This is a genomic window from Bacillus sp. FSL R9-9492, assembly GCF_038007365.1.
Classification (GTDB): Bacteria; Bacillota; Bacilli; order Bacillales; family Bacillaceae_G; genus Bacillus_A; species Bacillus_A mycoides.
Map to the genome: position 1 here is coordinate 1,160,083 of NZ_JBBOXC010000001.1, position 22,934 is coordinate 1,183,016.

The window sequence follows — 22,934 nt, forward strand, 5'->3', positions numbered from 1 at the left end:
ATATGAGGAAGAAGCGTGTCTTACCAGGGTTTGGATTATCTCTTGGATTTACAATGCTATATATGAGCTTATTCGTACTTATACCACTTTCTATCGTATTTATTCAAACTTCGCAGCTAGGCTGGAAGAAATTCGCACAAGTTATAACGAGTGAGCGCGTGTTGCATTCCTATCAAGTAAGTTTCACAACTTCACTTGCAGCGGCAATCGTAAATGCCATTTTCGGTTTATTAATTGCTTGGGTACTCGTTCGCTACACATTTCCAGGGAAGCGGTTATTAGACGGACTAATCGATTTACCATTCGCTCTTCCGACTGCTGTAGCTGGTATTACACTTACGACGCTTTATGCGGAAAATGGCTTTATTGGAAAAATATTTAGTGTGTTTCATATAAAAGTAGCTTTTACCCAGCTCGGCATTATTGTTGCACTTACGTTTATTGGCTTACCATTTGTCGTTCGAATGGTGCAACCAGTGCTGCAAAGTATTGATAAAGAAGTAGAAGAAGCAGCTTCTAGTTTAGGGGCATCACGCTTTCAAATATTTGTGAAAATCATTTTGCCAGAAATATTCCCGGCTCTACTTGCTGGTTTTTCACTCGCCTTTGCTCGGGCGTTAGGGGAATATGGATCTGTCGTGTTCATTGCAGGTAATATGCCAATGAAAACAGAAATTGCACCGCTTATGATTATGACAAAACTCGAACAATATGATTATGCAGGAGCAACAGCTGTAGCGGCTGTGATGCTTATTATTTCTCTCCTTTTCCTACTATTTATTAATATGATTCAAACTTGGAGCAGAAGGCATGAATTGAAAAGCGAATAGGAGGGGAGAAAATGGAACCAACATTATTAGAAAAGAAAATAGTAAAAAGCGTATCAGTTAAAAAAGAATCTAAGTTTGTACCAATTTTATTCATTACGATAACAATTTTATTTTTATCTCTCTTTCTATTACTGCCGCTCGTGACAATTTTTATGAAAGCATTCGAACGAGGAATTGATGTATATATTGCCGCCGTAACAGATCAAGAAGCATTTTCAGCAATCAGGTTAACGCTTTTCGTTGCAGTAATTGTTGTGCCGCTGAATACGATATTCGGAATAGCAGCAGCTTGGCTTATTACGAAGTTTCAGTTTAAAGGAAAGCAAGTATTATTATCTCTTATTGAACTGCCGTTTGCTGTATCACCAGTTATCGCAGGATTAGTATTCGTTTTACTTTTCACACCTCGTGCGAATCTTGGCGGATGGTTAATGGAACATGGGATAAAACTCATCTTCTCTGTTCCTGGTATTATCATTGCAACGATATTCGTAACGTTTCCGTTCGTTGCCCGTGAATTAATCCCGGTTATGCAGGCGCAAGGGAAAAGTGAAGAAGAAGCAGCTCTATCACTTGGCGCAAGCGGATGGAAAATGTTTTGGCGCGTTACGCTTCCAAATATAAAATGGGGCCTTTTATACGGCATGATTTTATGTAACGCCCGCGCCATTGGTGAGTTCGGCGCCGTTTCCGTTGTGTCTGGTCACGTACGCGGCGTGACAAATACGATGCCGCTTCATATTGAAATTTTGTACAATGAATATCAATTTTCAGCAGCGTTCGCTGTGGCGACTTTAATGTCACTCATCGCAGTTGTTACGCTCGTTATAAAAAACTGGATTGAATGGAGAATGGAAAAAAGGCAATAAGGGGGAAGTGCGGTGAGTATTCAAATTCAAAATGTATCAAAACAATATGGTACATTTCAAGCGCTGACAGACATTCATTTGGATATTCCAAAAGGTGAACTGGTCGCTTTATTAGGTCCATCAGGCTCTGGAAAAACAACGTTATTACGAATTATTGCAGGACTAGAAGAAGCGGATAGAGGCTCCGTTTCATTTGATGGAGAAGATTTAACTAATATTCACGTGAAAAACCGGCAAGTTGGTTTCGTCTTTCAGCACTATGCACTTTTTAAACATATGAATGTATTTGAAAATGTCGCTTTCGGTTTAAAAGTAAGAAAGAAAAATGTAAGACCGTCAGCTGAAGTAATAAAAGAAAAAGTAACAGAACTATTGAAACTAGTAAAAATGGATGGTTTTGCAAAACGATATCCAGCGCAATTATCTGGCGGACAACGACAGCGTATCGCACTAGCCCGGGCACTTGCGGTAGAACCGAAAATTTTATTGCTAGACGAACCATTTGGTGCACTTGATGCGAAAGTGCGGAAAGAATTACGAAGATGGCTCCGGAAACTACATGACGAATTTCAAATTACAAGTGTATTCGTAACGCATGACCAAGAAGAAGCGCTAGACGTTGCGGACCGCATCGTTGTAATGAATGAAGGACGCATTGAACAAATGGGAACGCCGGAAGAAGTATATGAAAAACCAGCAAGTCCGTTCGTATATGACTTTTTAGGAAACGTGAATTTATTTCACGGCCGCGTTCATAAAGGTAAACTAAATGTAGGGTCGGTGGAACTAGAAGCACCAGAGCATAAGCACGTTTCAAATGTAGACGGAGTGGGATATGTAAGACCACATCATCTTTCAATTGATCGTACGAAACAAAGTATAGACGCCATTCCGGCGAAAGTAACATATTCTCATGCAGTTGGACCTGTCGTATATGTAGAATTGAAGCGCGACGGAACAGATGAGTATCTAGAAGCAGAAATTAGTAAAGAACAGTTTAGACAGCTAGGCATTCAAACAGGTGAGTTTGTATACGTACATCCGAGAGAAGTGAAAGTGTTTATTCCGGAGGATTTTGTTATTTAAGAGAGCTAAAATTCACTTGAATTAACAGCAATCTATTAATAAGAGGAGGTCGCCTAAAATATCTTTTGGGAGGCCTTCTCTTTGTTTATCGTGATAACCTTTTCTCATATGAAATGTAGTAGGAAAAGCTATAGATATAACAAGGAGAGGGGCCGTGTTCAAACAGTTATTAAGGAATATATTCTGAATACCTTCTATAAATAAAGGTATTACAGTTAGGGAACCATATTTACCCCAGGAATATGAAGCTCAGTGTACTAGATTCATTGAATGCTAGAACAAAATGGAAAGTGAAAATAAAAAGGTTAGTTGAATGATGTTCATATCATGTCGCTAGCAAACAATAATAGATACAATTATCGTAAATATTTAAATATATAACAAAAACAGTTATCTGTAATGAAATTTATAAAATTGTTGTTAAATTGTCGGATTTTGTGCACGAAATCTTCAAAACTTTAAAACTATATTTACTTTACTCTTTCCTTTGTTTACATTGTGATATGTAACATTATATATGTTAAAAATATTTCAGCGAGGTGAGTTTATGAAAGAAAAGAAACAAAAGAATTGGTATAGGTACTTAATCCAACTTATGGTAGTTGCATTAATTGTTACCTCTATACCACTGAATGGATTGGCGGAAACAGCACCACCGTTTACCCCATCTCCAAATTCAGAACAAAGTCCAGAAGTGGAAAAGAAAGAGGAAAAGGAGTTACCAGCTCCACATCCAGATCAGTTAAAGAAGGATAAGGCTAAAGCACAAGCAAATCCAACTGAGATTGTAGAAGAAAGAACGGAAACAGAAAAAGTCTTCGATAATAATGATGGTACATATACGAAAAAGGTATATACGGAACCAATTCATGTTGAGAAAGATGGAAAGTTAGAAGAAGTTTCACCCAAATTAGTAGCAGCACCAAATGAAAAAATTGTAACGGAAAATACAAAGTTAGAACCAGTGTTCGAGAAAACAGCACAAGATGGAAAGTACGTTCAATTTAAAGTAAAAGATCATAATATTCAGTACAAATTAATGAGTGCAAATGGTGAAAAAGGTGAAGTGAAGCCATCGCCAGTCACTGCAACACATGAAAATAATACAGTGTGGTATAAAGGGATCTTCCCAAATATTGATTTAAAGAGCACGACGTTTAACGAAAATGTAAAAGAAGATTTTGTATTACGTGAATATACAGGACATCATATTTTTACATTTGCATTACAAACAGATTTAACACCAAATATACAGGAAGACGGTTCAATCGACTTCCAAGATGAGAAAAAAGAAAAAGTATTCACATTGCCGAAACCTTATATGAATGATTCCAATGTGGATCAACAATCAGGTGAGGCTGTAACGTCAGATGCGGTTCGTTACAATATTGAGAAGACAGATGAAAAAACATATACGTTAACTGTTACAGCGGATCCAAAGTGGTTACAAGCACCAGAGCGAAAATATCCGGTATATGTGGATCCTTCGGTTCAGTTGAAGGATTTTGATAATGCATATGCTTCAAGTGCATATCCAACTGTAAATTATTCAGGAGGAAAACTTTGGGATGCCGGTCAAAATGCTTATACGTTAAAAGTAGGATATTATGATGGGGCATCTGGGACAAACTTTTCATTTATTAAACCAGACGTTTCGAGTTTTAAAGGTGCAAATATTGAAAGTGCAACATTCAATGTACATACCATTTGGCATTATTATGCGAATCAACCAAATGGTGTTTGGTTAGATGAAGTAACGGGTGCCTGGAATGAAGGCAGTTTAAATTGGAATAATAAACCTGGTTCAAATAATATTGCACATGCTGATGTAACAAGAGGACAATTGGCGAAGTTTAATGTAACTAACACAGTAAAAGCATGGGTAGAAGGTGCAAGAACAAACAACGGCTTTAAGCTACATGCAAATGGTAATGGTCAAAACCATTGGAAGAAGTTTATTGCAGCTGAAAACGGAACAAATGCACCGTACTTGGAAGTGAAATATTCATACGCGAAACCGAATAAACCAAGAGTACAAACTTATTCAAACGGTAGTGGTAGTGGTACAGGTCACTTAAACGTACAATGGGACGCAGTTCCAGGAGCGGATGGTTATAAAATAGCAATATTTAATGGACATGGATATAATGAAATTGAAGTTGGGAATGTAACGAACTGGACAACAAAGGATAAAAAGATATTCCCAACGCCAGAGCAAATTGCACATGGGCAATATGAATTGCTTGAAGAAGGGCAAGGCGGAGAGGTACCAGTCAGTCCTGGCCCAATTTATAAAAACGCATTTCTAGATAAGAGTCCGTATGGAGATTATAGTAGTGCACGTGGATATTGGGTTCGTGTTATAGCTACTTACCCAACTGGTGAGGATAGTCCACTTTCTGATGAAGCAATTGTTTATATTCCATTAGAACAAGTGAAAAAGCCAGATGGCTCAGCATATATCAATGCGACAGATCAGCAAACTGGTTATGTAACGCTGAAGTGGGACTCAGTTCCAGAAGCAGCAGGGTATAAAGTTTGGGTTTATAACGGAAAAGATTACGAAGCGTTCGATGTAGGAAATAAAACAAATTGGACAACGCAAAATGAGAAGATTTGGCCAACAAAAGATGAAATAACGAAAGGCCAATATTTACTTCATCACGATAAAAAAGGTGCAGAATTAGCAGTTGATCCATCACCTGTGTATAAGAATTCTGGTGGAATCTATGCAGGTTCGAAAAACTACTGGTTCCGTGTAACAGCGTATAGTAAAGCTGGGCATGCTGAAAGTGAAATTTCGCATGAGTTCGTACCTAGATTCTCCCAAGATTTTGGATTTATAGGGATGTTTGATTACTGGGCATCAGTTCCGGTGTTAAATGGTAAAGTAAATGCTACAAATGGTAACTTTATCATGAGTGAGAAAGATATTACATTATCAGGGCGCGGGCCGGATGTATCAGTAGAAAGAACTTATAATAGCCAAAGTAAAAAGATAGGTTTATTTGGGACAGGTTGGTCTAGTGGATTAGAGGAAAGAATTTGGGCCGATGGAAATGGAAACTTACTTTTAATTTCTGCCGACGGTGCAAATATTACCTTTACTAGAACAGGAGATAATACGTATCAAGCTCCTACTGGTATATATTTAGAAATTAAGCAAGTATCAGGTGGATATGAAATAAAAGATAAAGATCAAACTGTTACTTTCTATAAATCTGGCGATGCACAGGGGCGTATTGAGTATACAAAAGATAAATACGGAAATACGACGACATATGAGTATGATGGCGAATTCCGTTTATCAAAAGTAAAGAACGCTTCTGGTAAAGAGTTATTAGTACAATATGATGGAAATAATAAAAAAGCCGCAAGAGTAATCGGTCCAGATAACAAGACGATTACATTTAAGTATGATGGTGATTTACTAGTTTCTTCTACAACACCAGAAGGAAAAGTATATAAATACGGATATGATAATGGATTACTAACATCTATTTATGATCCGCAACATACAGATGCAAAACCATATAAAACATCGTATGCATACGAAAATAATAGATTAGTAAAAGTGACGGATCCATTAGGAAAAGCTACAACATTAGCATATAATACGGATGCGAAAGAAGTTACGTTAACGAATCCAAAAGGGCGTAAGACTGTTTATACGTATAACGATGCTGGAAATCCAGTGAAAACAGTCGAAGATTCTGGGCGTCTGAATTTAACAACGGCGTATGAATATAATGCAAATAATTTAGTGAAAACTACGACTCCTAAAAATCAAACAGAAACTGCGACCTATGACGGTAATGGGAATGTTACGTCTGTTACCGATGAAATGGGGACAGAAAAGTTTGAGTACAATAAAGACAATGGGATTATAAAGGCGACAGATAACGAAAATCGTGAAACGACTGTTGCTTATAAAGCAGCAAATACAGAAGTATCTGAAACAGATCAATCCGCACATACTTCTTCTGTTACACATTATGATAAATATGGAAATCCAATTGAAACAAGTAAAGAGCTGGGTACAGGCGAAAATTTGATTCAAAATCCAAGCTTTGAGACTGACATAACGAAACAATGGACGAAAACAGCAACAGACAATAATACTGGAGAGATTGTAAAAGATACAAATCCAGCACCAGGTGGTCTTGGTGGAGATTCGTCATTAAAGATTACAACAAAAGCAACGAATAATGATTGGGGTTTCATTGCAGCAACGCAAGAAGTGACATTAGAACCAAATACAACGTATACATTAAGTGGTATGGTGAAAACGGATTTATCCAATGGTGCAGCCTTCTTCAATGTACAGTCATTAAATGAAAATGGTGCCGGTATAGATGGTGGTTGGCACGATACTCGTCATAATAAAGTGCAAGGGACGCGTGACTGGGTCAATCGTCAAGTTACTTTTAAAACGACAGAACAAACAAAAAAGGTGAAAATCTATTTACAAGTAGAAAACGGTGGTTCTTCTACAAGTGGTTCCGTATGGTTTGATAAATTACAGCTTGAAAAAGGAGAAGTTTCTTCTAGTTTCAATTCTATTACAAATAGTAGTGTAGAGAATGTAACCGAACAAGGATGTATTCCTGGATGGATTCGAGGAGACGGAACAAGTTGTGATCCGAAAGATGTTTCTCATCAGGAAAGTTTTACAGGACATTCGTCTATTGTATTAGAGCGTAGCCAATATGGCGGTTCAAATGTAGGGTATGGTCATCATATAAACTTAAATCAGAAAAAAGCAGAACCAATCACGTTAACAGGAATGTCTAAATCTGAAAATGTAGAAAATGATGCGCCAGATAAACTATCACGAGATTATTCAATTTGGGCAGATGTTTACTATCAAGATGGTAGTGGAGAGAATTATCAAGCGAAATTTCCAAGTGGGACAAATGATTGGAACCGTAGTGCGGTTGTCATTCCAGCTAAGAAACCAATTAAGCAGATTCAAGTATATCTGTTATTTAGAAACAATAATAAAGGAAAAGTATGGTTTGATGATATTCGTTTACTAGAAGGAAATGCTCTTATAAAAAATGAGTACGACAACGATGGAAATGTCATCACAGCGTATGATGAAGAGGGGCAAAAAAATACCTTCGCATACGATGCATCAGGAAATAAAAAAAGCGAGACAGATGAAAAAGGAAATACAAAATTATATGATTACAACAAAGATAATCTATTAACAAAGGTTACATTAAAAAATGGTACCTCTGTAAATTATCGTTTTGATCATAATGGAAATACAACAGAGAAATCTGTCATGTTTGGTGGAAAAACACAAACACACAAATATGAATATGATGCAGATAATAAAAATACAGTCTATGTCGATGCGTTAAACCGTCGTATTGAACACACATATGATGAAAATGCGAACAAGATTAAGACAAAAATGCCAAATGGCTCGATTTTAGAATCAGTTTATGATTCGGCAGATCGCGTGATTGGTGAAAAACGAAACGGAAAAGATTCGTTCACATTCGAACGTGATCAGAATGGACAAGTTACGAAAGCAAAAGACCTTGTTAATGGTGTAGAACGTACAAAAACATATGATAAGGCAGACCGCGTCACAAGTGCAACGGATAGCCGAGGCGGAAAAATTGATTGGGCGTATCATGACAAAGCAAACAGTAAGACAGAAAAACTAAAAGAACAAACAGTAACGCAAGGTGGATACACAAATAAAGTATCGTATGATTACAACACGTTAGATCAAAATATACGTGTGACAGATGGCTCTCAAACGTATCGATTTGACTATGACGATCAAGGAAATGTTCGTACGTATACAGCTGGAAATGGTTCAGGCTCTACCTTTAACTATGACCATGCGAACAAAATTAAAGATTTAGTAGTAGGTACATCAAACAGTATTCTACTTTCTGAACGATATGAATATGATCAAGCGGGTAACCGTACGAAAATTAAACATGAAGGTGCGGGCGGAAAAGTAACAGAAACAAACTTTGTATATGACCCGATTAACCAGCTACTAAACGAAGCATTACCAAACGGAACAAGTAAATCTTACACATATGATGGATTTGGAAACCGTACGAGTGTTAAAGTTGTAGAGAATGGAAAAGAAACAAAATCTATAGCGGCAACGTTTAATGAAGGAAATCAACTTGTAAAATTCGGAAACGAATCGTTAACATATGATGCGAATGGCAATCGTACATCGGATGGAAAGTACAAGTATACATGGAACGAGAATGACCAGCTTGTATCTATTACGAAACAAGGTGAAAGCAATGCATTTGCAAACTATAAATACGATGAAAATAATCGACGTATTGAAAAGAATGTTGGTGGAACAGTAACACGTTATTTCTATGATGGAGATAGTATTAATCCGTTATATGAGACAGATGGTAGTGGAAAGGTACTTCGTCAATATGTGTATTCCGTAAATGGTTTACGCTTGGCTATGAAATCACAAGGACAAACGTTATACTACCACTACAACCCTCGTGGTGATGTCGTTGCGATGACAAACCAGGATAAAGAAGTTGTAGCAACGTATGAATATGATTCATGGGGTAACGTATTAAAGAGTGATACGAAAGGTATTGCAGCGGATAATCCATTTGGATATGCGGGATACATGTATGATAAAGAAATTGGCATGTATTACTTGATTGCGAGATACTATAATCCAGATCATGGTGTGTTTTTATCGGTGGATCCTGATCCGGGTGATGAAGATGATCCGGTTACAATGAATGGGTATACGTATGGTGATAATAATCCGGTGATGAATGTGGATCCGGATGGGCATAAAGCATGGAAAAGTAAAGGGAAACAGATTTGGTATGCAACAAAATCTGGGGGGAAGGCTGTTTGGAAATCTTATGTTGGAAATCCAGCTACATTTATCCCACATGTTACTTCATTTGGCGCTGGGTATCGTTTAGGGGCAAGAAACTATAAGCTTGCAAATACACCTTCATTCAATAAAAAACAGTTAAAACAGGGAATGCGAAAAGCTGGAACGAAATTAGGATTAAAAACTTTAGGGTTTATAGGCTTTATTCCTGACGGTTACACATTTTATCAAGGGTTCAAATCGGGATATAAAGAATATGATAAGAAACACAATAAAAAAAGTAATAAAAAAAGAAGGTAAAATATAAGTATGGGGTCGAATGTATGTATATTTTTAAGATGGTTTTGGGAATAGGAATTTCCATATATTTAATGTATACATTGCTGAGAGAAAGGCATTACCTTTCAGCTTTGATTGCTGGCATGTTATTTGTTAGCGGGATTTTGGCAATAACTACAAGTATTCTAAATGATATTTCATTTTTCTTTCAATTAATAGTAGCTATTAGTTTAGGTTTGGGATTTGTATTAGCATATACGTATGAGTTAGCAAAGGAAGATAGAGAATAATTGGTTCTGAATAAATCTTATAATTCCTTGTACGTTGAAAAAGAGAAGTCTGGAATGTGACTTCTCTTTTGTTTGTATATAGCATGAATCGTTTCAATGCCTTTCAAGGTACGTGAAGCATGACGAATACTTTGAAATCCCGTGGGTTTGTATATAATAAGGATAATGGGATTATTAAAGAAATAGATAATGAAGGTCGTGAATCGACTATTGCGTATAAAGCAGCTAACACAGAAGTATCTGAAACGAATCAAGCAGCAGACAATCCATTTGGATATGCGGGATACATGTACGATAAAGAAATTGGGATGTATTACTTGATTGCGAGATACTATAATCCAGAGCATGGTGTGTTCTTATCGGTGGATCCTGATCCGGGTGATGAAGATGATCCGATTACGATGAATGGGTATACTTATGCGGATAATAATCCAGTGATGATGGTGGATCCGGACGGACATTGGGCATGGATGGCAGCTGGTGCTGCTTTTGGTGGTGTATCAAGTTATTATTCTGCTAAAAAAAGCGGAGCTAGAGGTTGGAAACTGGCTGGGGCAGTAGCTGGTGGAGCAGCACTTGGTGCTATCGGTGGTGTAGGCGGTGGTTCTTATAGAGCCCTTAATGTAGCAAGAAAAGCATATAACAAAATGCCAGGTCTTCTACCTTTTAAAAAGGGACAGGCTGCTCATAAGGCATGGTGGAAAGCAATGAAGAATGTAGTTCCGGGCGGAAAATACGAAAAGCAAATTAGAGGGGATAGAAGTACAAAAGCAGACTTGCAATTTTTTAAGGGTAGATTCGTAGTAGAGTTGAAGACTTCACGAGAGTATAAGAATAATAGAAGTAGAGTTAATAAACAAGTTCAAAAGTATAAAAATGCCGGAGCGAAGTGGGTTTGGGTTGTGCGTTATTAAGTAGTGAGGTGACCGATGGATAGAGAAAAAAGGATGAAGAAAGCATTAGTGGAGTGTATAGCTGAAAAATATTATCCTGAAGCAATCACGTATATATCTATGCTAGGAGCTATGGAGAATCTTGACAATATAAGTTTCCTTAAGAGTATAGAAGTACAAGATAAGAAGTTGATCGAACAAATTCACGTAGCTATTTTACAATCCTCTTCAGGAATCAAGGATGTTGTTAGAGAATATCATAATCCTAATACTTTATATAGTATAGAAGCTTTAAATCAAGCCATACACTGTTCTATAAATCAAAAAGAAGCAATTGAATGTATAATTGCTGATTTATTCTTAAAGGGAACAGGGCTGGAACATGCCTTAACAGCTATAATGTATACAAAATCTGTTGCTAAAGCTGTTAAGGGAGATGTGCTAATTGAGGAAAGATTGGTAGAAATAATTGTGAAAGATGGGTATTCAAATCAAATAAAAGGATTGGCAATCGAAGCATTAGGACGGATTCTGCCTATAAATAAATATAAAAAACTTCTATTAGACATAAAGAATAGTTATTCTAATAAGAAAGATTTGAAATTTAAAAGTTTATTACAAGGTATTTATGTGAAAAATAAAATCAAGAATATGCTTAGAGAGATTGGATAGATATAAGGAATTAATAGGGTATTTGTTTGTGAACAGAAATGTATTATAGATTTAAAAGAAGTGGAAGAATGCTTTGAAGGAAGAAGGGCTGACATAAGCTCTTCTTTCTTTGTATATTTAATGACAGTACGAGTGCAGATAGCCGAGGCGGAAAAATTGACTGGGCATATCATGACAAAGCAAACAGTAAGACAGAAAAATTAAAAGAACAAACAGTAACGCAAGGTGGATACACAAATAAAGTATCGTATGACTACAATACGTTAGACCAAAATATACGTATGACAGACGGTTCTCAAACGTATCGATTTGATTATGATGATCAAGGAAATGTTCGTACGTATACAGCTGGAAATGGTTCGGGTTCTACCTTCAACTATGACCATGCGAACAAAATTAAAGATTTAGTAGTAGGTACATCAAACAGTATTCTACTTTCTGAACGATATGAATATGATCAAGCGGGTAACCGTACGAAGATTAAACATGAAGGTGCGGGCGGGAAAGTAACAGAAACAAACTTTGTATATGACCCGATTAATCAACTATTAAACGAGGCATTACCAAACGGAACAAGTAAATCTTACACATACGATGGATTTGGAAACCGTACAAGTGTGAAAGTTGTAGAGAATGGAAAAGAAACAAAGTCTATAGCGGCAACATTTAATGAAGGAAATCAACTTGTAAAATTCGGAAACGAATCGTTAACGTATGATGCGAATGGAAATCGTACATCGGATGGAAAGTACAAGTATACATGGAATGAAGACGATCAGATTGTAGCTATCACAAAACAAGGTGAGAGCAATGCATTCGCAACTTATAAGTATGATGAGGATAATCGCCGTATTGAAAAGAATGTAAATGGTCAAGTAACACGTTACTTCTATGATGGAGATAGTATTAATCCGTTGTACGAGACAGATGGAAGTGGAACTGTACTTCGTCAATATGTATACTCTACAAGTGGCGTGCGCCTAGCAATGAAATCAAAAGGACAAACGTTATACTATCACTATAATCCCCGTGGTGTAACGTATTAAAGAGTGACGCAAAAGGTATCGCAGTAGACAATCCATTTGGATATGCGGGTTATATGTATGATAAAGAAATTGGCATGTATTACTTGATTGCGCGTTATTATAATCCAGATCATGGTGTGTTCTTATCGGTGGATCCTGATCCGGGTGATGAAGATGATCCGGTTACAATGAATGGATATACGTATGGTGATAATAATCCGGTGATGAATGTGGATCCGGATGGACATTGGGTATGGATTGCAATTAACGCTGGATTTGCAGCGTATGATGGATATAAAGCATATAAAGCAGGTGGAAACTGGAAAGAAGTTGGATGGGCAGTTGCATCTAATTATGTTAAGCCTTTAAAGATTGCGAAAAAAGCTCTTGGAGTTATGACTCAAAGACAAGCGTTTAGGGCTGCTAAACGTGCGGCTGGTATACCTACTTCTGCACAATTTAAAAATCATAAATTTGTTTATGATGGAAAAACTGAGCATAGGACTGTTTATTCTTTTGGAGCAGTTGGGAGAGGCGGCCATAAGAAATTTGTTGTGCAACATAAGCATGATAAGAGTGGAAGAGGACCTCATTTCCATGCTACAGGACCTAAAACAAAAGGAAGATCAGGTAATCCATTAAGTACAAAAGGAAAGTATAATCAATTAAGTGGTCATTACCCAGAAGATAAAAAAGGCTATAAGAAAAAAAGAAGAAGGTGATAAAGTTGAATGAGCGTTTAGAGAGAATTAAAATATTAAGAGAAAAGGTAGAAGGAAAGGCTACTAGACAAAAGTTTTTAATGTTATGTCCGTCCATAAAAAATTTTGAAGTTGTTAGTGGAGACAAAATATCTTCAGTAGTAGAGTTCTTAATTCATGAGACACCTACTCCTGTCAAAATTACTAATGTATCAGACACTGAACATGTTATCAATGAAATAAAAGAATTTGAATGTGAATTAACTAATTTATTGTCTAAGAAGATTATTCTATGGTATGCACATGAAAACTGGGACTTTGGTGTGCATATAGAATTAGAAGATTTCATGTTATATACAAAAGAAGTATTAGATTTCATTGGGTATGATGATGCTCAAAGAGGATTAATTTACTCTAGCCTTATTGTAGTAGATGAGTCTATGAGAAGTGCTTTTACTTTTCTAAAGAATGAATATAATCTTGAAATAGTACTATGGAAAGAAGGCTAAAACTGTAGGACTCCATTATTATAAAATTTTTCTTAGTTAGAGTTTGAGTTTATTATTATTTGATGAGAGCGAGCTCGTTTCTTATCAACGACTGAATATTTGTTAGTGAATTGATGCAGAGTAAAAAGACAACAAACGAAGGAGTCTGTTGTCCTAATTAAAATGAAATCAAAATATAACAGGTTATTTACAGTATACGTGTAACTAATTAGATATGAGGAGTGCTTGACCAGAGCACTCCATAATACCTAATAACAACCCCCATAATAGTATATAAATGATTTAGCTAAATATGTTTTTAGTACATTTTTATTTAAACAGAAAAAGAACGCACTTAGGTAGCGTTCTTTTTTTAACCTCTATTAATAAGAGGGAGTTTGGCAGCAATATATCGTGTGAGTTTTTTAACAAATGTGTAATTTCAGATGAAATTTTTATGATATTCGTATGAAAACAAACTTATGAATTAACTATTATAAAAAGTTAAATTGTTTGACTTAATTACTAATAACAAGTGTGAAAAATTAACAAAACAAATTAATAGAAGTGTTAGGAATGCCGATGCACATTTAAATTTCATTTATGATCATATCACAAATGAATTTATTATACGTAAAAAGAAAAATGGAAAGATAGTTAATGAAAAACATGAAATAATTAATCTACTTATAAATCATTACGTAGCAAATCAGTTAAATGCAGAACAGAAATTGAATTTCAAGATTTTAACAGAGATATAGAAATATAATGTGATTTAAAAAACATTTTGTACATTTCCAATAACGCAATGAGAGGGTTCCATTTTTGGAGCCCTCTCATTGCATACCCTTATATGCTATCTATATATTCTTCACGCCAATTCCCAGTTTTCTTTTCATACTTAATATCTATTGGAAAAGATTCATTTACACTCGAACGTGATCAAAATGGACAAGTTACGAAAGTAAAAGACCTTGTCAATGGTGTAGAACGCACAAAAACATACGATAAGACAGACCGCGTCACAAGTGCAACGGATAGCCGAGGCGGAAAAGTTGACTGGACATACCATGACAAAGCAAACAGTAAGACAGAAAAACTAAAAGAACAAACAGTAACGCAAGGTGGATACACAAATAAAGTATCGTATGATTACAACACGTTAGATCAAAATATACGTGTGACAGATGGCTCTCAAACGTATCGATTTGACTATGACGATCAAGGAAATGTTCGCACGTATACAGCTGGAAATGGTTCAGGTTCTACCTTCAACTATGACCATGCGAACAAAATTAAAGATTTAGTAGTAGGTACGTCAAACAGTATTCTTCTATCTGAACGATATGAATATGACCAAGCAGGCAATCGTACGAAGATTAAACATGAAGGTGCGGGCGGGAAAGTAACAGAAACAAACTTTGTATATGACCCGATTAACCAGCTACTAAACGAAGCATTACCAAACGGAACAAGTAAATCTTACACATATGATGGATTTGGAAACCGTACGAGTGTGAAAGTTGTAGAGAATGGAAAAGAAACAAAGTCTATAGCCGCAACATTCAATGAAGGAAATCAGCTTGTAAAATTCGGAAACGAATCGTTAACGTATGATGCAAATGGCAATCGTACATCAGATGGGAAGTACAAGTATACATGGAATGAAGATGACCAAATGATTGCGATCACGAAACAAGGTGAGAGCAATGCATTTGCAACATATAAGTATGACGAGGATAATCGTCGTATTGAAAAGAATATAAGTGGAACAGTAACACGTTACTTCTATGATGGAGACAGTATTAACCCGTTATATGAGACGGATGGTAGTGGAACTGTACTTCGTCAATATGTATACGCTACAAGTGGCGTACGACTAGCAATGAAGTCAAAAGGACAAACGTTATACTATCACTATAACCCTCGTGGTGATGTGGTCGCGATGACAGATCAAACCAGAGAAGTGGTAGCGACGTATGAATATGATTCGTGGGGTAACGTATTAAAGAGCGACACGAAAGGTATCGCAGCAGACAATCCGTTTGGATATGCGGGATACATGTATGATAAAGAGATTGGCATGTATTATCTGATTGCGCGTTATTATAATCCAGAGCATGGTGTGTTCTTATCGGTGGATCCTGATCCAGGGGATGAAGATGATCCGATTACAATGAATGGGTATACGTATGCGGATAATAATCCAGTAATGAAAGTGGATCCGGATGGACATCTTGCATGGTGGGTTGTTTCTGGAGCTGTTGGTGGAATTGCTAATGTGGGCAGTTATGTAATAGGGCATTATGCAAAACATAAAACTTTAAAAGGAATGAATTATAAAAGACTGGGTAAGGATTTCCTTTGGGGGATAGCCGGTGGTATTATAGGAGGATCAGGAGGTCATGTTGCTAGGCATTTAGGCAAAGGGGTTCGTTTATTTGTTAGTACTCATACAGCAGTACCTGGATATGCTGTAGCGAATGCTGGAAGTGGTGTACAAAGAAAAGGACAAAGTGGTTATAGTGGAAAAGGTAAGGCTCGAGATGTAGCATATTCCATGACTGGAAGTAAAGGTTATTTAGGATTAACCTTTGCTACTGCATATCGTGATAATCGTTCTACTAAAAATGTAAGTAGTAAGAAGAAAAATACAAAAAGTAATAAAAAGGCTGCTAAAAAAAGGTGAAGATAGTTTTTAATAGATAACTGAGGTTAGTATATTAGTTAGAAGTTATTTTATTATTATGAGTAAGATGAGTCCAATAAATTATAGAAAACAACAATGGAATTTAACATTTTCTTTAAGAGATTAAAATGTAGTAGTTAAAATAATAATTGAGAGTAAGCGTCAAACTTATTAGAATTAAGGAAGTTTGACGCTTATTTTTTATTTTAGAATAAACGAGCGGATTTTGCGATTGCTCAAGATAAAAAATTGGTTGTTTATGTTTTAAACAATAATTATGTGTATGATAGTAATCTTTGTAAGGAAAGCCAATTACAGATCCATCAGAGATAGCCGTTCAATATTGGTTGAAAGAGAAAAGGAAGAAAATCTCTACCTATTTTAAACCGACAAGAAAGAAAAATACTTTGATGACCAATGATAATAATGTAAGAGGACATAAAGGTGGTATGCCTCATGTTCGCTTTGAATTTTTAAAGAAAAGAGGAATTGTAACAAAAAATATTCATGTTAGATATAGTACAAAGAAAGGAAACCAAAAATGATATTGTTAGAAATAGATACGTATACAGAAGAAGACATAAAAGAACATGGTGAATTTTTATTTGGAGAGGAAAATTATACGTATGTGGGTGAAATACATGGTTTGACATTAAGCTTCGATGAGCAGGGTGCTAAAAGAATGCTGCATGCTATGGAAAAGTTACTAACACAAAAGAAGGTAGAAATTGTTCTCGATAAACCAGCTTATTGGAAAGATATATGGTGTGTAGAGAGGTTGCAAATTAATAATGTTCCTTTTTCTCAGGAAATACAAGAGAGTATAGTTTATAGGAATGGTACTTTATTTTTTGATTTTTATTTTGATGCAATAGATTATACGATGTATAAGTTAGTAGAGTGTATAGAACAACAAAATGAATTTTTCCCAGCTGAAATTATTGATCTTTATTATAATAATGAGGAAATTACCTTGTATGGTTATTTTGAGAGTGGTAGATAAGCGGGAGTTTGATTATAGTTATGTGGATAGCTTAATAAACTTAGTTATCAAAGAACTATGAAGGTGAAAAGGAAATGCACTATACAAAAAATAGAAAATATTAAATTCATAAGAAGCAGTGATATCATGTGCGTCCCTACGATATTACTGTTTTTTTGGTGTAAAATGATAACAAAATAAAGTTATAGGAAAACATAGATCGAGGAAAGAAGGTGCATTATGGATTTTATATTCGAAAAGATTCAATGTATTGAAGATGAAAATATATATCGTGTTAGGAATGTAACTGATATTTATGAAACAGATTTATTTGATGATTCTAATCGTAATATTGATAATTTAAGTTTACTTGTTCAAGAGAGGATTAATCAGTTTATTGTACATGTAGATAAATCTGAGGGGAAAAATCTAAAAGAAGAAATAGAGTCTAAAGGTATTTCCTATACAGTTTTTGATTTGGGAAAAAGGAACATTTTCTTTGTATTTGATTCTATACCAAGGAGAGAAGTACCCTATATAATCAAGTTGTTTTATGGTGTAAGTATAGAAAATACTTTTGCTATTATCAGTTTAGGAAATAGCGTTGGCATCAAATTAGAGAAAATAAATCAAAGTGAATTTATGAAGTGTTTACTGGGAGAATGTTTTGTACCACAAATTGAACTGGTTCCATCATCGGCATGTGCATTTATACAATATGATGGCGCGCTTTTAACAATTGCTAGTAATAATTTTGATATTTGTGCAACATGAAAATAAAAAGTTATAAAATGGTTTTCTTAGCACAAGAAGATACTAGAGGATAGTTTGTATAATAGCTTTTAAGTGTTTTATAGAAATAACGCTAATAGAAGAATGATTTGTAAAAAAGAAGGGCTGGTTTTGACTCTTCTTTCTGAATATATTAAAGGGTGATACGAAAGGTATCGCATAATTAAATTTCTTTTACAATTAATAAAAGGTGAACAAGAACGCAGCAAAAAAATGCTAAATCAAAAGATGAAGGCCACAAAAATTTTACAAGTATAATAACGTTTATATGAAGATGGAAAGCGTCCTCCACTAAATAAAAGTGACTATTGAAAAGAGTGAGTGATTATGAGGTTTTTTTTAAGTGGTGAATTAGAAGGGGATATTGCTGAGGAATTTATAAATATAATTTCAGAAATCGGTAGTGAACTTGAAGGATTAAATAGTAATGATTATGGTAGCGAAGTAGAAAAAATAGCTATAATCCCTATAGTAGTTAACATAACTCTGGAATATGAAGATGCGGGTTTTCATAAAGAAAGAAAGCTCTTTAAAAGGAAGAGTAAAGAAGCAGATTTTAGATTAAGGATTGATTATGAAACATTTTTGTTGGCAGATGATTCAGGGAGAAAAATATTAATAATCAAAAACATTATTCAATCTATTAGGATATTGGGTAAAAGGGCAAAGTCTGATTTTAATGCACTGAGGTTAGAACAAGATATTTTACAAATTTTTGATATCAAAGAAAGTTTTCTCGAATTATCAGAAGGATGACATTCATTAAAAGTAATTTTGAATTCCTTTTTAAAATGGATGTTTTTGTCTACTCCTCTGAGAAATCAAGTTTAAAATAAGTCGTGAATAGAAAAAATAAGGCTCTTACTTTGTGGATTTATGGACAAAGTAAGAGCCTTATTGCATTAGATTCATTCACATAGTTTTTTTACTTTCGTGGAGATGTGGTTGCAATGACAGATCAAAATAGAGAAGTTGTAGCAACGTATGAATATGATTCGTGGGATAACGTATTAAAGAGTGACGCAAAAGGTATCGCAGCAGATAATCTATTTGGATATGCGGGATACATGTATGATAAAGAGATTGGTATGTATTACTTGATTGCGAGATACTACAATCCGGACCATGGTGTGTTCTTATCGGTGGATCCAGATCCCGGTGATGAAGATGATCCGATTACAATGAATGGTTATACGTATGCGGATAACAACCCGATTATGCTAATAGATGAAGATGGAAATAAAGCAAAAAAATCAGGCGGAACAAAATCTACTGGAAAGAAATCAGGAGGCCCCAAAATTGTTAATGCACACTTGGCTGGTAAGAAACATCCAGTAACGAAGGTGACATTTCATAAAAAAGGATTTCCTAAATTTAAGTCTAAAATTACTATGAGCTTTCCAAAATCTTATTGAAAAAAAAGTAATGCATCCCAATTTGGTTATTTAAATAAAGAGGCATATAAGAAATATCAAAGTAAGTTTAATAAAGCTGAGTTAACACTAATGCGGTCTGGAAAAAATCCAAAAGGTTATACGTGGCATCACCATCAAGAGCCGGGAACAATGCAGTTAGTTGACACCAATATTCATCAAAAAACCGGACATACTGGAGGTAGAGCATTATGGGGAAAATAAAAGAAGGATTTAATATAAAACTGGAATATTTTAATGAAGACGAGTTGGAAATGTTAAGAGGTAAAATAATTTTCCTCATAGACGAAAAAATTATTTATGAAGAAGAGACTAATATTATAGAGCCCTTAATACAATTTTTTGATGTGTGGGTAAATCTTTTAAAGTATAAAGAGGGTACATTATTCTTAGATAACTATGAGAAGACTTTAAAATTTATTCAACAAGAAAATCAGATTAATATTAGTAGTAGTAAAGAAATTATTTCAGTTGAAAGAGTACAGTTTTTTAATGTTGTATTTGATTTTTGTAAGGAGCATATAGAGAAATTAATTAGTAAAGTACCAGAAGATTTTAAGTTGAATGCCGCTTATAAACAGATAATTGACTTAGAAAAGCTAGATGAGGACTTCATTACTACTGGAAACTTGAATGTTTATCGGGAATATTCAAGTGAAAGTCGTTATGAAATAAGCTGGAGTGACCTGAAAAATGAAAGGAATATAGAAATTCTTCCTCAATTCTCAAGAGACAACGATTTTTTATATGTTGGAAATGGACCAGCGCATAAGTTTAGTAAAATAGACATGTTGAATAAAAAAACACTTTGGACTGAACATCTCAATTTTGTTGAGAGTCGAATTGTATTTTGTCAACAAGATGATAAGGTTTTTGTAGGAGATATTAGTAGAGAAGAGGAAGAATCAAAACTTGTGTGCATGTCTGCAAAAGATGGAAAGAAATTATGGGAGTTAGAATTGGAAGGAGAAATAAAAGCGGTTTATCTCCTACCAAATAATGTATTAGACGTGATGGTTGTGATGGATTATGGTTTGAATATCATATTAGATATTCAAACAGGAAAAGAAAAACAGACTGTATATACTGGAATTGGTGGAGAAAATTTGAAGGTTCGACTGTTTTCTGATTATTATGTTCTGATAGGAGAATGTTATGAAGAAGGAGAAACAATAGATCCCTATATAGTTTGTATGACAGCTGTTGACTTAAATAATAATAATATTTTGTGGAGAGAAAATATTGATTGTCGCCCCAATACTCCTACATATATAGAAAGTCACACGGCTTTAATAGTGGGAGAGGAGAGTATTCAAAGGTGGAATTTGAAAAAAGAATCACCAGAATTAATCTTAGAGATAGAGATTGAAGAAGCTGATTATTTATATGTGATAGCTGATAACTTAAAGATAGGTTTGGTTAGGTCTATATATGATATGGAGGATGCAGCAGAACCGAAAACATGTCTTCAATTCTTTGGAGTAGACGATGGTAAGGAAATATATCAATGCTTATTATCAGGTGAAATACAACTTGAGCCTAACTTAGTTGATAATGTGTGTTTTGCAGTTATGGATAATGGAAAAGTCTATTGTATAGATTTAGTACATAACCAAATTAAGTGGGAAACAAGGTTTGAACATGATGTGATAAGAGCTCCGAGATATGTGGAGGATAAGGTCTATATGTCTTCACATGAACTTGAAGTAAAATGCTTAGACATAAAATCTGGTAAGGTAGAATTCACATTATATTTACCAAAGTTTATTTTGGATTCTGATTCCATATATGAGGTAATTAAAACAAATAACTTATTGTATTTTACTTGTATTAGTGGAAATGTGTTTGAAGTACGCGAAAGATAACAAGGTATTTACAGAAAAACGAGGGGAACCAATATCTATTCAGCAAGAGTAAATAATGGAAGAGGATCAAGCGGTGGTATCAATGTTAAAACGAGAGCCTTCAAAGCTCATCATAGAGGGAAATCAACTTTATATACCTTGGGTGTATTGTATAATACAGGATAACTTTATTGTTGTGGATTCTAAATCTCGAAAGTTACAGTTTAAAATTGTATGTCCAACATATAAGACTTTAGTAGAAGATGATTTTTTGGATATATATTTAAATAAGTATCCTGATTTTATTCATAAGGAACAAAGTTATTACTATAAAGAGTTTAATTTTCAAGAATGGGAATTTAATATAGAGGGAGAAACTTTTACGGTCCTTAATGGAAACATCCGAATTAGTTATTTATCAATAAGGACCTTTTCTATAGCAATAGAATTAGAATTAAGAGCGAGTAATGGTTTCAGAACGATGGCTACTTTATATTTATATCCCATTATTAAAGAATCGATAACGGATGAGAGAAATATGTACTTTAGTAATCTTATTCCTAAAGTAGTTAAAGAGGGAGGATCACTGGTGGGTTCAACTAATGGAAAACCAATAGCAGAGTTAAGCCTTGAAGATTTCTCTGTCGCACCAATCTGGGAGTGGGATCACGAGAATGAAAGTGTAGACTACCAAGACGAGACGTGGGTTCGCCCGTCTGTTGTTACAAATATATTTGAATTCGGGAATGCGGATTTTCATATAAAAGCGGACTTAGTATTAAATGATGAGGATATTTTATATCAATGTATTTTAAATATAGATATAGAACAAAGAGCACAGAATCTTTCTATTATGGAAGGGGCTGTGTTTGCAAATGAAGAGTATATTGATTTGAGAGATTTTTTATTCAATCCAAAAGTAAATATACAGAAGGTAGCTTTTAGCATTCAAAATCAAACATTTGAAAAGATGAATCCAATAAATTATAGACAAAAACAATGGGATTTAACATTTGCTTTGAGAGATTAAGGTGTATTATTTTAAATTTAAATTGAGAGCAAGCGTCAAACTTATTAAAATTATAGAAGTTTGACGCTTATTTTTTATGTTTAGAATCAATGAGAGGGTTTTATGATTTAGAAGAAGAAAATGAATTCACTGAAGAACAATTAGAACTCTTAATAAGGTAATTAAGCTC

General features: G+C 34.8%; 14 protein-coding genes and 4 pseudogenes. 17 read left to right on the forward strand and 1 reads right to left on the reverse strand.

Going from position 1 to position 22,934, the window contains the following annotated elements; translation table 11 throughout:
• Positions 1 to 2 precede the first annotated feature (2 nt).
• The 5 genes from cysT (at position 3) to MKY70_RS05880 (ending at position 10,216) form a co-directional block, all read left to right on the forward strand.
• Entirely contained in the window at positions 3 to 830 is an 828-nt protein-coding gene (gene cysT / locus MKY70_RS05860) for a sulfate ABC transporter permease subunit CysT (protein ID WP_002168928.1), read from the forward strand.
• Positions 831 to 841: 11 nt separating this feature from the next.
• A complete protein-coding gene (gene cysW, locus MKY70_RS05865) occupies positions 842 to 1,699 on the forward strand; it encodes a sulfate ABC transporter permease subunit CysW (protein ID WP_341023650.1) in 858 nt (285 codons plus the stop codon).
• 12 nt (positions 1,700 to 1,711) lie between these two features.
• On the forward strand, positions 1,712 to 2,785 hold the full coding sequence (locus MKY70_RS05870; RefSeq protein WP_341023652.1) for a sulfate/molybdate ABC transporter ATP-binding protein: 1,074 nt from the start codon (positions 1,712 to 1,714) through the stop codon (positions 2,783 to 2,785).
• A 547-nt stretch (positions 2,786 to 3,332) separates the two neighbouring features.
• Entirely contained in the window at positions 3,333 to 9,947 is a 6,615-nt protein-coding gene (locus tag MKY70_RS05875) for a DNRLRE domain-containing protein (RefSeq protein ID WP_341023654.1), read from the forward strand.
• Between the two features lie 23 nt (positions 9,948 to 9,970).
• On the forward strand, positions 9,971 to 10,216 hold the full coding sequence (locus MKY70_RS05880) for a hypothetical protein (protein WP_098167239.1): 246 nt from the start codon (positions 9,971 to 9,973) through the stop codon (positions 10,214 to 10,216).
• Positions 10,217 to 10,233: 17 nt separating this feature from the next.
• Here the strand turns inward: MKY70_RS05880 and MKY70_RS05885 are convergent.
• Positions 10,234 to 10,365, reverse strand: a pseudogene (locus MKY70_RS05885) (IS6 family transposase); the annotation flags it as partial.
• Positions 10,366 to 10,470: 105 nt separating this feature from the next.
• Between MKY70_RS05885 and MKY70_RS30775 the strand changes: the two are divergent.
• The 12 genes and pseudogenes from MKY70_RS30775 to MKY70_RS05950 form a co-directional block, all read left to right on the forward strand.
• A pseudogene (locus MKY70_RS30775) lies at positions 10,471 to 10,683 on the forward strand (RHS repeat-associated core domain-containing protein); the annotation flags it as partial.
• 462 nt (positions 10,684 to 11,145) lie between these two features.
• Positions 11,146 to 11,781 carry a hypothetical protein gene (locus MKY70_RS05895; RefSeq protein WP_341023658.1) on the forward strand — a complete coding sequence of 212 codons (636 nt, stop codon included), beginning with the start codon at positions 11,146 to 11,148 and terminating at the stop codon, positions 11,779 to 11,781.
• A gap of 125 nt (positions 11,782 to 11,906) precedes the next feature.
• Positions 11,907 to 13,528, forward strand: a pseudogene (locus tag MKY70_RS05900) (RHS repeat domain-containing protein); the annotation flags it as partial.
• 5 nt (positions 13,529 to 13,533) lie between these two features.
• Entirely contained in the window at positions 13,534 to 14,016 is a 483-nt protein-coding gene (locus MKY70_RS05905; RefSeq protein ID WP_341023659.1) for a hypothetical protein, read from the forward strand.
• A gap of 1,159 nt (positions 14,017 to 15,175) precedes the next feature.
• Positions 15,176 to 16,684 carry an RHS repeat domain-containing protein gene (locus tag MKY70_RS05910; protein ID WP_341026360.1) on the forward strand — a complete coding sequence of 503 codons (1,509 nt, stop codon included), beginning with the start codon at positions 15,176 to 15,178 and terminating at the stop codon, positions 16,682 to 16,684.
• Positions 16,685 to 17,225: 541 nt separating this feature from the next.
• A complete protein-coding gene (locus MKY70_RS05915; RefSeq protein ID WP_341023660.1) occupies positions 17,226 to 17,687 on the forward strand; it encodes a hypothetical protein in 462 nt (153 codons plus the stop codon).
• Between the two features lie 219 nt (positions 17,688 to 17,906).
• Positions 17,907 to 18,440, forward strand: coding sequence for a hypothetical protein (locus tag MKY70_RS05920; protein WP_341023661.1), 534 nt, complete (start codon positions 17,907 to 17,909; stop codon positions 18,438 to 18,440).
• A 345-nt stretch (positions 18,441 to 18,785) separates the two neighbouring features.
• Positions 18,786 to 19,214 carry an Imm44 family immunity protein gene (locus MKY70_RS05925; protein WP_341023662.1) on the forward strand — a complete coding sequence of 143 codons (429 nt, stop codon included), beginning with the start codon at positions 18,786 to 18,788 and terminating at the stop codon, positions 19,212 to 19,214.
• A 176-nt stretch (positions 19,215 to 19,390) separates the two neighbouring features.
• Positions 19,391 to 19,715, forward strand: a pseudogene (locus tag MKY70_RS05930) (RHS repeat-associated core domain-containing protein); the annotation flags it as partial.
• A gap of 248 nt (positions 19,716 to 19,963) precedes the next feature.
• Positions 19,964 to 20,095 carry an HNH endonuclease gene (locus MKY70_RS30780; protein ID WP_445662062.1) on the forward strand — a complete coding sequence of 44 codons (132 nt, stop codon included), beginning with the start codon at positions 19,964 to 19,966 and terminating at the stop codon, positions 20,093 to 20,095.
• The gene (locus MKY70_RS05945; RefSeq protein WP_341023663.1) at positions 20,083 to 21,756 is read left to right on the forward strand and encodes an outer membrane protein assembly factor BamB family protein; all 1,674 of its coding nucleotides are present in this window, start codon (positions 20,083 to 20,085) and stop codon (positions 21,754 to 21,756) included. Before MKY70_RS30780 ends, MKY70_RS05945 begins: the two co-directional genes overlap by 13 nt.
• Before the next feature lie 82 nt (positions 21,757 to 21,838).
• On the forward strand, positions 21,839 to 22,765 hold the full coding sequence (locus MKY70_RS05950; RefSeq protein WP_341026362.1) for a hypothetical protein: 927 nt from the start codon (positions 21,839 to 21,841) through the stop codon (positions 22,763 to 22,765).
• Positions 22,766 to 22,934: the final 169 nt, after the last annotated feature.